We start from the raw sequence: 13,106 nt of genomic DNA, 5'->3' as shown, positions 1-13,106 counted from the left end.
GGACTTGAATTAATTAAATGGAAAAACAATAACACTTTACTCCACTCACCTCAATGAAAAAAACTTTACTCTTCTGCCTTCTTATCATCTTGATCAATCTGCCCAGTATTCTTTTCTCTCAGACATATCAACTTTCGGGTAACCCAGTAAATACTACAGGATGGGATCTTGTTTCAAGCGCAAATGTAAATACTGATTTTATACAACTTACCGCGGATCAAGGAAATCAATATGGTGCTATTAAACTAACCAACCCAATCAATCTGAGGTATTGTGACAAATGGAAGGTAGAATTCGATTTTAGGATCGACGGAAATGGGACTGCCCAATTCGGGAGAGGGGACGGCTTTACCTTTTGGTATCTGGCTAATCCTCCAACAGGATTTGTTTCAGGAGGCGGATTAGGAATCCCGGCTAATGCTTCAGGTTTAATGGTTGGGTTTGATATTTTTAACAACACCACAGAAGGACAAATGAGCAAGGTTCATATTTTGTATGGAACCAACAACTCTCTTAACAACAATATAGAATATAATAATACTGCCGGCAGTACATTCCACTCTCCTGATTTGAATCCCACACAGCCATTTGTCGGCGCAACCTACAAACATGTAGAAGTAAATGGTGAAACAGATCTTGCCAATCCTACCAACTGGCTTATTAAGGTAAGAATAGACGGGGTACTTATTGCAGATCAATCTTTTGCCCCATCTGGAGGTGCAATTGGAATGACTCAGGGATATTTCGGGTTTTCAGCAGCAACTGGAGGAGCAAGCGCGAGACATTCTATTAAAAATGCTAAAATTTTCGTAGATAAAGTGCCTATTTTACAAAGCACTATTACTCCTTTCGTATGTGTAAATCCTGCGACAGGAAACGGAACTGTAGATTTAACATCATACAATTCTCAGTTCGTAAATAATCCGGCAAATTATATTTTTACTTATTATGTTCTGGGCAACTCGACACCTATTGCCAATCCAACAAGTTTTCAGTATACAGGAGCCACAACAATCACAGTTGTTGTTAAAGATCCTTCCTCCACATTATGCGATAATGGAGATGGAGTCATTCAACTGAACCCAACTCCTTTTGCAGCAGATGATGTTACCATAACAGGATGCAACAACAATAATGCAGGAACAGCTACATTTGATCTAACCACGGCTGCAGTTACAACTGTTCCTGGGGTCATAAAGCAATATTACCCGTCATTGACAGACCTTAATGCCGGCACTAATGAAATTATGAATCCAACTGCTTATGCATCTCCTGTAGGATCTGTTTTTGTAAAAGTGACCACTCCACAGGGTTGTGTAGATGTTGCACAAATCACTCTAAACATCTATCCTGTTGTTGTTGTAAATGATACAACCCTTAGATCTTGTTTTCTGGAATCAAATCCATCTATGGCATCATTCAACCTCACAGCCGCAGCAGTGGCCACACAGGTTGGAATTTCTAAAAAATATTATCCATCTCTGACAGATGCCATAAATGGGACAAATGAAATCACAACACCCGCAGCATATATTGCTCCGAACGGAGTCATTTACATTAAAGTCACTAACGGAAACGGATGCTATGCTGTAGCCAAAGTCACACTAATTGTACTCGCTCCCGTATTGTCTACTGTCCTACAGGATAAAACAATTTGTATTGAAGACAAAACAACATTAGATGCAGGTCCTGGTTTTGCATCTTACTTATGGAGTACCGGGGCAACAACTCAGGCTATTACCAATGTAGGAGTAGGTGTTTATTGGGTTAAATTAAAAACAGGCGAATGTATTGCTACACAAACTGTAAAAGTTCATCCCGCAGAACAGCCGGTTATTACCAATGTAGATATTTCAACCACCACAATAACAATAAATGTAATTGGCGGAACTCCTCCGTATCAATATTCATTAGACAATATTATCTGGCAGAACTCCAATGTGTTTGCTAATCTACCTAGAGGAGAAAGCACTGTATTTGTAAAAGATGCCTATGATTGTGAACCGATCAATGTTACTGTAACAATTCCAAATATAATTAATGTGATTACTCCTAACGGAGATGGTATTAATGATGTAATTGATTATTCGGCATTAGCAAATAAACAAAACCTTGTGTTCAATATATTTGACAGGTATGGAGCTAAGATTCACCAAGGAGATAAGTCTACAAAATATAGATGGGATGGAACCATAGGTGGTAGAAAAGTTCCTACAGGAAGCTATTGGTACTCTGTTTCATGGAATGAAAATGACAAAAAGAATACTTCTATCAAGTATTCCGGTTGGGTTCTAGTAAAGAATAGAGATTAACTAAAATAGGTAATCAAGAGATAAAGAATCACTCCTTAAAACAGAAGTGATTCTTTTTATCAAATCAGACCCAAAGACGTATTTTGTATAAACTAAAACTAAAAATTAAAATCTATTATTTATCATACTTAAAATATCTCAAAAACAAATAACCTAATAACAATGAAAAAAACTATACTTTTTTATTTCCTTCTTATTTTACTTTGTCTTCCAATACAGCTCATATCACAAACTTATCAGCTAGCAGGTAATCCTGTAAATACTACGGGATGGACAATGGTTGCTCCCACCGTTGTGAATACGGATTTTGTACAGCTTACGCCCGACACCAATGATAAATCAGGTTCTATAAGATTAAATGAGCCTATAAACTTAAAGTATTGTGACAAGTGGAGAGTAGAGTTCGATTTTAGAATGGACTCCAATCAAACTTATACCGGCGACGGTATCGCGTTTTGGTATCTGGCCAATCCACCAATCGCAAGCATCCTCGGTTCCGGGCTAGGTGTATCTCAAAATGCAATCGGTTTTATTACGGCTTTTGACACTTATAACAATGCTACAGGAAGCTCAGGAATGAGTAAAGTACATGTTGCCTATGGACAAGTTCAAAATACGACAGACACCAATAATGTCGAGTTTTATAATGTTCCGGGAAGCTCTTTTCACTCAGCAGATCTTAATTCAACACAACCATTCCAAGGAACAACTTACAAACATGTTGAAGTAAGCGGAGAGGTAGACCCCGCAGCTCCTGCCAATTGGATCGTAAAAATAACACTTGATGGTACATTAATCGTAAACCAATCCTTTGCACCTTCAGGAGCTGCAGCCGCAATGACTGTTGGGTATTTCGGTTTTTCAGCATCTACAGGAGGAGCAAGAGCCAGACACTCTATTAAAAATGTAAAAGTTTATGTTGATAAAATCCCTCTTTTACAAACTGCAATTACAAAATCGATTTGCCCAGATTTAGCTGGAATGGCAACTATTGATCTTACGACATTAAACTCACAGTTTACAACAACACCTACTAATTATACCTTTACATATTACATTACAGGAAGTGGAACACCAATTCCTAATCCCACAAATTTCCAATACACTTCAGATACCAATATTTCTGTCGTTATAAAAGACCCAACATCTGTATTATGCGACAATAATGACGCAACAGTAACTTTAAAAGTTGCTCCAATTGTCACTGTAAACGATACCACTTTAAGATCCTGTTTCCTTGAGGCAAATCCCTCAACAGCATTATTTAATCTTACGACCGCTATTGTAACAGGAACTCCGGGAGTATTGACTAAAAAATATTATCCATCTCTAGCAGATGCTCAAAACGGAACAAACGAAATAGCCACTCCAACTGCTTATATTGCACCAAACGGAGTCGTGTATATCAGAGTCACCAACTCAAACGGGTGTTACGCAGTGGCTAAAGTCACTCTAATTGTACTAGCTCCCGTACTTTCTACTGTTCTAAAAGACAAAATAATTTGTATAGAGGACAAAACTACTTTGGATGCAGGTCCAGGTTTTGCATCTTATCTTTGGAGCACAGGAGCAACAACACAGGCTATTACCAATGTAGGAGTAGGTGTTTATTGGGTTAAACTAAAAACAGGAGAATGTGTTGCCACTCAAAACGTAAAAGTATATCCTGCTGAACAACCAGTTATTACCAATGTAGATATTTCAAGCAGCACGATCACAGTAAATGCCATTGGTGGAACTCCTCCATATCAATACTCATTAGACAATATCAACTGGCAAGATTCTAATGTGTTCACTAACTTACCAAGAGGGGAATGCAACCTATTTGTAAAAGATGCCTATGATTGTGAACCAATCGACATTACCATAACTATTCCTAATTTAATTAATGTAATTACTCCTAATGGAGATGGAGTAAATGATGTAATAGATTATTCAGCCCTTGCTGGTAAACAAAATCTGGTATTTAGCATCTACGATAGATATGGTGCTAAAATCCATCAGGGTGACAAATCTAATAAATACACTTGGGACGGAACTATTGGCGGTAGAAAGGTTTCCACAGGAAGCTACTGGTTTTCTGTAACATGGAATGAAAATGACAAAAAGAACACTCCGATTAAATATTCAGGTTGGATATTGGTGAAGAATAGAGAATAATATAAACATTCATTCATATCAAAAGGGTTGCTTCAAAAATGGAGCAATCCTTTTTTTGTGTTATTTATAAACAGATAATTCATAACAACTCCATTTTATTCATATTCAATTCTTAAATTTGTCCTATGAATTATTTGGAAGCTTTAAGCAGAAGATATTCTGTAAAAAAATTCAATAAAGAGATTATACCTCAGGAAACACTTCATAATATTCTTGAGTCAGGAAAACTGTCTGCAAGTTCTTTGGGGCTGCAACCTTATAAAATCTTAGTTGTTGAAAGCGAGGAAATGAAACAAAAACTAATTCCGGCTTTTTATAATCCATCTCAAATTTCTACATGCTCTCATCTCATTGTTATTATTTCAAAAAAAACAATTGACGAAAGCTACATCCGGGGCTATTTCAATCACATTTCTGAAGTAAGAGATATTCCTTTAGAAAACCTAAATCTTTTTAAAAATAGTATAAGCCAGCACGTTAATCAAAAAAACCAGGATGAAATTTTCAACTGGGCAGAAAAGCAATCGTATATCGTTTTAGCAAATTTAATGTATGCGGCAGCTATTGAAAATATAGACACCTGCCCAATGGAAGGTTTTCGTGAAGATTTAATTGAAAAAATCCTGGATATAAACCCGGAAACAGAAAAAGTAACTGTTACACTGGCAATTGGCTACCGTTCTGAAGAAGATCTCTTTCAGCACATGAAAAAAGTAAGGAAACCAAACGAAAAATTGTTTAAATTTATTTAATGATTAGACCATTGTCTTAAAGCAAGCATATGATAAAAGCGGATGTATTAATAATTGGTTCCGGAATCTCGGGACTTTCTTATGCCATTAAAGTTTCTGAACAACTTCCTGATGCCAAGATAATCATAGTAACAAAGTCCGATGAGGATGAAAGCAACACTAAATATGCACAAGGCGGCTTAGCTGTGGTTACAGATTTCAAAAAAGACAATTTCGACAAACACATTGAAGATACTATGCGCGCCGGTGACGGTGAAAGTAAACGTGATGTTGTTGAAATGGTCGTAAAAGAAGCTCCTAAAAGATTCAATGAAATTGTAGAATGGGGTGCAAAATTCGACATGAAAAATGGTGAGTTTGCACTAGGTAGAGAAGGCGGACATACGGAAAACAGAATTGTTCACCATAAAGACATTACCGGTTTTGAAATTGAAAGAGCCCTTTTACAAACGGCCAAAAACAGCCCAAATATTGAGATATTAGATCATCATTATGTCATTGATATCATCACACAACATCATGTTCCGGGAAAAGAATTAAATGAAGGTGACATCCATTGTTATGGTGCATATATTTTGGATGAAAAATCCAAAGCCATTAAAAAGATCACTTCAAAAATAACACTTGTGGCAACAGGAGGTGCAGGACATGTTTATAAAAACACAACCAACCCAACCATTGCAACTGGTGACGGGATTGCTTTTGTTGCACGAGCGAAAGGAAATGTTTCTAATATGCAGTATTACCAATTCCATCCAACAGCATTGTATAGCAAAATTGATGGAATGCTTTTCTTAATTTCTGAAGCCGTTCGGGGAGATGGGGCTAAACTTAGAACCAAGAGAGGGGAGAAATTCATGCACAAATATGACGAACGTGAAGAACTTGCATCAAGAGATATCGTAGCCAGAGCCATTGATAACGAAATGAAAATCTCCGGTGATGAATATGTAGGCCTAGACTGCAGAGAAATGAATAAAGAAAAATTCCTGGATCATTTCCCCAACATTTATAAAAAATGCAGAGAAGAAGCCATCGATCCTTTTACACAACTCATCCCGGTTGTTCCCGCTTGCCATTACTTGATGGGCGGAATTGAAGTCGACAAAGACGGACAATCATCAATCAATAATTTATTTGCAGTCGGAGAATGTACCAATTCAGGGTTACATGGAGCCAACAGACTAGCTTCCAACTCTTTACTTGAAGGTCTCGTTTTTGGACATAATGCAGCAATTAAAACAGTAGAATTGTTGAATAAAAATAATTTCAATTTTGATGACTTAAAAGCTGTACCGGAATGGAATGAAGAAGGAATGAAAATTATCGATGAAATGGTCATCGTTAGTTATCTTAGAAAACAGCTTCAGGAAATGATGAGTGATTTAGTAGGTATCGTAAGAAGCAACAGACGTCTGAAGATGGCACTGCAAAAACATCATGAAATAGCAGCTGCTGTTGACGAGATCTACCACTACTCTATTCTTTCTCCTCAATTATCAGAACTAAGAAACTTAACAACCGTTGCCTACCTCATCATTACCCAATCTATGGAAATGACAGAGAACAAAGGAGCATTTTACAATAAAGATTTAGCTTAAAAAGCATACCATATGAAAAAGCCAAACTACGTAACAGATAAGGCACTTAAAACTTTTATAAAATCAGCTCTTGAAGAGGATATTCAGGACGGGGATCACTCCACGTTATCCACAATTCCCAAAGATCTTAAACAAAGTGCCAAACTTTTAGTAAAGCAAAATTGTATTCTTGCTGGGGTTGAATTAGCCGAAATTATCTTTAAGACTTTCGATAAAAATTTAAAAGTAGAGACTTTTATCAAAGATGGAGAGGCAGCCAAAGTAGGCGATGTTGCCTTTATTGTTACTGGAAGTGCTCAATCTATACTTTCTACGGAACGACTCATCTTAAACTGCATGCAGAGAATGAGTGGAATTTCAACACTTACCCACGAATGGGATTCAAGATTAGTGGGTACTAAAACCAAATTATTAGATACCAGAAAAACAACTCCCAATTTTAGAATTTGTGAAAAATGGGCTGTTTCTATTGGCGGAGGTACCAATCATCGATATGGCCTTTATGATATGATCATGCTGAAAGACAATCACATTGATTATAATGGCAGCATTACCAATGCCGTAAAAATGGCTAAAGATTATATCAAAAAAAATAAGAAAAAGCTTAAAATTGAGGTTGAAACCAGAAATTTAGATGAAGTTCAGGAAGCAATTAAAGCAAAAGTAGACAGAATCATGCTTGATAATATGGATGTAAAAATGATGAAACAAGCCGTAGATATGATTAATGGTTCTTGCGAATCTGAAGCATCAGGAGGAATCACCAGAGATGAACTTAAAGAAATCGCAACTACAGGTGTGACCTACATCTCTGCAGGAGCCCTTACTCACTCCGCTGAGAACATTGATTTAAGCCTCAAAGCCGTGAAGTAACGTTGTATTTTTAACAAAAATAAGCATGCTTTTTTACATATTATGCAATGCATTTTTTTAACACAAAAACACTGCTTTTAGTTAAAATACTACTAATCAACACGTTAATAATTCTTAATATTAGTTAAAAATTAACATTGAGTTAATATTGGTTAAATTTTATTTATCGACTTTTGCATAAAATTTAAATCTAACTATTACTAACGATTATGAAATTAATCAACAAATCGATACTGACTGTAGTAATTACATTGTCTACAGCTAGTGTTTATTACGCTCAAGAAACACAGGACACAATCAAAAGGTCTAAAGACATTGAGGAGGTAATTTTACAAGGTGTAACCGATATCGCTAAAGATAGAAAGACACCTGTTGCAGCTTCTACTATTAAAGCAGCACAAATTATCGAAAGATTAGGTAACCAAGAACTTACTGAGATTTTAAACACTACACCTTCTGTGTATGCTACTAAATCAGGAGGAGGTTTTGGAGACGGAGGTATTGTGATGAGAGGTTTTGAATCTCGAAATATCGCTGTAATGGTAAACGGTATGCCTGTAAATGATATGGAGGGTGGTACAGTGTACTATTCTAACTGGACAGGCTTATCTGATGTTACAAGTTTCATCCAAACTCAAAGAGGTTTAGGCTCATCTAAATTAGGAATTGCTTCTGTTGGAGGAACAATTAACTTTATTACCCGTTCAGCAGATATGAAGAAAGGTGGTGTAATAAGATTGGGCGTTGGTAATAACGATTACTTAAAAACATCATTTGCTTACAATACAGGAAAATTAAACAACGGATGGTCTTCATCATTCTTAATAAGCAGAACTGCTGGTAGCACTTATATTCAAAATACAGATTTTGAATCTTATGCATATTATTTTGCTTTAGGTTGGGAGCCAAGCAAAAAGCATAACTTCCAATTTATGATTACGTCATCTCCTCAATGGCATGATCAGAGATCTTTCGCACCTTCTATTTCAGACTATATTAAGTATAATCCGGATAAGGATGGAAAACCAGACAGAACTTATAACTCAGACTGGGGATACTATACAAACGCTGAAGGCAGAAAAGTTGCACTTGCCAATAGATCTAATTATTATTCAAAACCAGTACTTATGTTTAACTGGGATTGGACAATGAGTGAAAAATCCAAGTTAAGTACTGTTGCCTACATGTCTAACGGTAGAGGTGGAGGAACTGCAGATATTGGTAGAGTAAACAATAAAACAATTAACGGTACTGATGCAAATGGCCAGCCATATTTTAGAGACGCACAAGGTCTATACAATTATGACCAAATTTTTAAAGAAAATGCTGCTATCGACGTAAATGCTGCTGGAAATGGAGCAACTTTAATTCGTAGATCAAGTATCAATTCTCACAACTGGTATGGTATTTTAGCAAACTTCCAACACAAGATCAATGATAACTGGAATTTCTCAGTTGGAACAGATAACAGATATTATTATGGATACCATTATCAGGTTGCTTCTGATTTATATGGAGCAAGCGGCTATAAGGATAACACTAATAAAAACATTGCCCCTAATGTCATTAATCAGACTTATGATTACCAAAAGTTGGTTTGGAACCCATTTGGAGGAAGCCAAGTTCCTCTAGAGAACAGATTAGCTTTCAGTAATGATGGTGAAGTTCTTTGGTACAGTGGATTTGGTCAGGTTGAATATACCAATGATAAAATATCTGCCTTCTTACAAGGGTCAGTTTCAAACCAAGGTTATCAAAGAATTGATGAGTTTGTAATTGATGGCGTTACAAAACAAAGAGATCAGATCGTTAATAGAAAGACTGGATTCAAAAACTTATTTGGATACAATGTTAAGGGAGGACTTAACTATAACATCAACGAAAATCACAATGTGTTTGGAAACATTGGTTACTATAGTAAGCAACCTTTCATGAATGCAGTTTATCCAAGTAATCAGCAGGTTGTTAACCCTCAGTTAACTAACGAGAAAATATTCTCTGCAGAAGTTGGATACGGATTCAGATCTTCTAAATTTAATGCTAATGTTAACATTTATAGAACAGAATGGAAAGACAGAGCATTAAGAAGAAATATTACGGTTCCAAACGTAACAGATGCTTATGCAGAAATGAATGGCATTACAGAAATCCACCAAGGTATTGAAGTTGATGCAAACTATAAACTTAATAATTTTGTAGAGTTTAACGGAATGTTCTCTTGGGGAGATTATTATTACAAAGGAAATGCAACCGGATCAACATTCGATGGAAACAACCAACCTTTGACAGTTGCAGGAGATTCAAATGTAACAACACTTTACATCGATAAGGTTAAAGTAGGAGGATCAAGCAACAACAGTATTCCACAAATGACAGCGTCATTAGGAGCTACTATTAAACCTGTAAAAGACTTGAGTATTTATGGAGGTTGGAGATTCGTTGGTAAATTATATTCTTCTATTGATATTGCTACATTCTCAAATATTGCTAATCAAGACAGAGGAGTATTACAATTACCTGATTATAACCTAACAGATATTGGTATATCATACAAAATTAGATTAAGAGATAACAGCCAGTATTTTACAGTGGGAGCAAACATTTATAATTTATTTGATACTACTTATATTGCCGATGGTGCTACAAACACTTTTGGTAGTGATAAAATTACTGCTAATAACGATCCTGACAAAGGGAAAACTTATGAACAAGCAGGTAGAATGTATAAAGGTATAGCTGATGGAAACCGTGTATATTTTGGTTTCGGAAGAACTTGGTCCGCAACATTATCTTTCAACTTCTAATAATACAATTTTAGATTTTATAAATATCAATCCCAGCTTTGGCTGGGATTTTTTGTTATCTTTGTGATCAGAAAAATAGAAAAATAGGATATGGATTTTTACAAGATTTTACTTAGTGCCCATAAAGGGTTTGGGTATCTGGAGCTTCTTTTAGTAGCATTATTTATTATTGCACTTTTAGGAACCATGTTTGGTTTCAGTGGGAAAGTGAATAAATTTTTGAAGAAGATTACCCTCTTCACGATGATTTTCTTTCATGTTCAGTTTTTAATTGGGATCATTATGCTGATCACTAATTTTACAAAAGGATTGGATATGGGATCAGTAATGAAAAATGCAGACCTAAGGTTCCAGTATGTAGAACATCCATTTTCTATGCTAATTGCAGCAGTATTGATGACGATCATCAATAAAAAAGTAAAATCCAATGATACCATTTCTTTAGGAATTGTCATTATGGGATTAATTGCAGTTGGTTTATTTGCATTCGCGTTCCCTTGGACAAGAGTCTTTGGGGCATAATATATTAACTTAAACATTGTAATCATTAAGATGAAAGTAGCTGTAGTAGGTTCAACAGGAATGGTTGGACAAGTTATGCTTAAAGTATTGGAGGAGAGAAACTTTCCTATCACAGAATTAATTCCGGTCGCTTCGGAAAGATCTATTGGTAAGAAGGTGAAGTATAAACAGGAAGAGTATACGATTGTAAGCATTAATGACGCTATAGCTGCCAAACCTGATATTGCAATTTTCTCAGCCGGAGGTTCTACATCGCTTGAGTTTGCACCAAAATTTGCAGAAGCCGGAATAACGGTAATTGATAATTCTTCAGCATGGAGAATGGATCCTACAAAAAAACTTGTAGTTCCGGAGATTAATGCAAATGTATTAACTGCTGAAGATAAGATTATTGCTAATCCAAATTGTTCTACAATTCAGTTGGTGATGGTTTTAGGACCACTTAACAAAAAATATGACCTTAAAAGAGTTGTTGTCTCTACTTACCAGTCTGTAACAGGAACTGGAAAAGCAGCGGTTGATCAATTGAATGCTGAAATCAATGGTGACAATTCTGTAGCGAAAGTATATCCTTACCAGATCTTTAAAAATGCTTTACCGCATTGCGACGTTTTCAGTGATGATGATTATACTAAAGAAGAAATTAAATTAATGAAAGAGCCTAAGAAAATTCTAGGTGATGATACATTTAATTTAACAGCAACTGCAGTAAGAGTTCCCGTTCAGGGAGGACATTCTGAAAGTGTAAATATCGAATTTGAAAACGAATTTGAACTTGACGAGGTAAGAAAAATCTTATCTGAAACCCCAGGAGTTATTGTAATAGATGATGTTAAAAACAACCTCTATCCAATGCCTTTAGATTCTGAGGGAAAAGATGAGGTCTTCGTTGGAAGAATACGGCGAGATCTTTCTCAGCCGAAAACGCTCAATCTCTGGATTGTAGCTGATAATCTGCGAAAAGGAGCTGCAACGAACGCAGTACAGATTGCAGAATACCTGGTAGCAAACAACTTAGTATAAACTAACAAAATAAAAAAGAGTCTCAAAATTGAGATTCTTTTTTTTATCAAACTTATGAACATTCAGAGTACGAATAAAAATAAAATAGGTTTTCAGAAGTGGATTGCAACTTTTGGAATAATCTTATTTATCGGAAAAATTATCGCCTGGAAACTCACCAATTCAGATGCCGTATTTTCTGATGCCATGGAAAGCATCGTTAATGTAATCAGTGCATTTATGGGACTGTATTCTTTACATCTTGCTGCCAAACCCAAGGATGAAGATCATCCTTATGGGCACGGAAAGGTAGAATTTGTAACCTCGGGTATAGAAGGAGCTTTGATCGCTATTGCAGGGATTATGATCATCTATGAGGGTGTCAATAGTCTGATCGTCGGAAAGATACTTAACAAATTAGATTGGGGGATTGCTATTATAGCAGCTACCGCCGTGGTTAATTATTTATTGGGTTATATTTCCATAAAAAAAGGGGAAACTGATAATTCACTGGTACTCATATCCTCAGGAAAACACCTCCAATCTGATACAATTACGACACTTGGTGTCGTGCTCAGTTTAATTGTCGTCTACTTTACTAAAATATATTGGCTGGATTCTGTCGTAGCACTTATTTTTGGAGGGTACATCATCTTCGTAGGGTATAAAATTGTTCGAAAGTCACTAAGTGGAATTATGGACGAGCAGGATCCTGAAATATTAATCCAAATTGTTCAGATACTCGAAAATAACAGAAAAACTGAATGGATAGATATTCACAATATGAAAATACAACAGTTTGGATCTTCTCTTCATATTGATGCACATATTACGCTTCCCTGGTATTACAGCCTTCGTGATGCTCACAAAGAAATGGAAAATGTAATTATTCTTTTAGCTAAAAATATGAAGCGTACTATCGAATTTAATTTTCATATGGATGATTGTAAGACCATTTCATGTCCCATATGCCAGATTATGGACTGCCCGGTCCGTGAAAGAGAATTCGTAAAAAGAATAGAATGGACAACCGGTAACATTATACTTGAAATCAAACACACTGTAAAATAAAAATTTTTA

General features: G+C 35.9%; 9 protein-coding genes. All 9 read left to right on the top strand.

What is annotated here, in order from left to right; all coding sequences use genetic code 11:
- Nucleotides 1-53 precede the first annotated feature (53 nt).
- The 9 genes from AC3WRL_RS08980 to AC3WRL_RS08940 all read left to right on the top strand — a co-directional run bounded on the left by AC3WRL_RS08980 (nucleotide 54) and on the right by AC3WRL_RS08940 (nucleotide 13,097).
- Nucleotides 54-2,312 carry an FIDD domain-containing protein gene (locus AC3WRL_RS08980; RefSeq protein ID WP_492330127.1) on the top strand — a complete coding sequence of 753 codons (2,259 nt, stop codon included), beginning with the start codon at nucleotides 54-56 and terminating at the stop codon, nucleotides 2,310-2,312.
- Nucleotides 2,313-2,474: 162 nt separating this feature from the next.
- Nucleotides 2,475-4,472 (top strand): FIDD domain-containing protein, encoded by a 1,998-nt coding sequence (locus AC3WRL_RS08975; protein ID WP_214830650.1) that lies wholly within the window; start codon nucleotides 2,475-2,477, stop codon nucleotides 4,470-4,472.
- A 125-nt stretch (nucleotides 4,473-4,597) separates the two neighbouring features.
- Complete coding sequence (locus AC3WRL_RS08970; protein WP_214830648.1) at nucleotides 4,598-5,224, top strand: NAD(P)H-dependent oxidoreductase; 627 nt, start codon at nucleotides 4,598-4,600, stop codon at nucleotides 5,222-5,224.
- A 29-nt stretch (nucleotides 5,225-5,253) separates the two neighbouring features.
- Nucleotides 5,254-6,825, top strand: coding sequence for an L-aspartate oxidase (gene nadB / locus AC3WRL_RS08965; protein ID WP_214830646.1), 1,572 nt, complete (start codon nucleotides 5,254-5,256; stop codon nucleotides 6,823-6,825).
- A 12-nt stretch (nucleotides 6,826-6,837) separates the two neighbouring features.
- Complete coding sequence (gene nadC / locus AC3WRL_RS08960) at nucleotides 6,838-7,698, top strand: carboxylating nicotinate-nucleotide diphosphorylase (RefSeq protein ID WP_492330126.1); 861 nt, start codon at nucleotides 6,838-6,840, stop codon at nucleotides 7,696-7,698.
- A gap of 209 nt (nucleotides 7,699-7,907) precedes the next feature.
- On the top strand, nucleotides 7,908-10,502 hold the full coding sequence (locus AC3WRL_RS08955) for a TonB-dependent receptor (protein WP_214830636.1): 2,595 nt from the start codon (nucleotides 7,908-7,910) through the stop codon (nucleotides 10,500-10,502).
- Nucleotides 10,503-10,592: 90 nt separating this feature from the next.
- Nucleotides 10,593-11,024, top strand: a complete 432-nt coding sequence (locus tag AC3WRL_RS08950) for a hypothetical protein (RefSeq protein WP_214830634.1) — start codon at nucleotides 10,593-10,595, stop codon at nucleotides 11,022-11,024.
- A gap of 30 nt (nucleotides 11,025-11,054) precedes the next feature.
- The gene (locus AC3WRL_RS08945; protein WP_214830632.1) at nucleotides 11,055-12,047 is read left to right on the top strand and encodes an aspartate-semialdehyde dehydrogenase; all 993 of its coding nucleotides are present in this window, start codon (nucleotides 11,055-11,057) and stop codon (nucleotides 12,045-12,047) included.
- A 54-nt stretch (nucleotides 12,048-12,101) separates the two neighbouring features.
- Entirely contained in the window at nucleotides 12,102-13,097 is a 996-nt protein-coding gene (locus AC3WRL_RS08940; RefSeq protein WP_261510844.1) for a cation diffusion facilitator family transporter, read from the top strand.
- The last annotated feature ends 9 nt before the right edge of the window (nucleotides 13,098-13,106 follow it).

It is taken from the genome of Chryseobacterium sp. FW101-FHT12H09 (assembly GCF_058790395.1).
This window is presented reverse-complemented; position numbering and strand designations above follow the sequence as displayed.

Coding starts and splice junctions, on each gene's coding strand:
- AC3WRL_RS08980 (WP_492330127.1), top strand. CDS start 54: ATGAAAAAAACTTTACTCTTCTGCCTTCTTATCATCTTGATCAATCTG.
- AC3WRL_RS08975 (WP_214830650.1), top strand. CDS start 2,475: ATGAAAAAAACTATACTTTTTTATTTCCTTCTTATTTTACTTTGTCTT.
- AC3WRL_RS08970 (WP_214830648.1), top strand. CDS start 4,598: ATGAATTATTTGGAAGCTTTAAGCAGAAGATATTCTGTAAAAAAATTC.
- nadB (WP_214830646.1), top strand. CDS start 5,254: ATGATAAAAGCGGATGTATTAATAATTGGTTCCGGAATCTCGGGACTT.
- nadC (WP_492330126.1), top strand. CDS start 6,838: ATGAAAAAGCCAAACTACGTAACAGATAAGGCACTTAAAACTTTTATA.
- AC3WRL_RS08955 (WP_214830636.1), top strand. CDS start 7,908: ATGAAATTAATCAACAAATCGATACTGACTGTAGTAATTACATTGTCT.
- AC3WRL_RS08950 (WP_214830634.1), top strand. CDS start 10,593: ATGGATTTTTACAAGATTTTACTTAGTGCCCATAAAGGGTTTGGGTAT.
- AC3WRL_RS08945 (WP_214830632.1), top strand. CDS start 11,055: ATGAAAGTAGCTGTAGTAGGTTCAACAGGAATGGTTGGACAAGTTATG.
- AC3WRL_RS08940 (WP_261510844.1), top strand. CDS start 12,102: ATGAACATTCAGAGTACGAATAAAAATAAAATAGGTTTTCAGAAGTGG.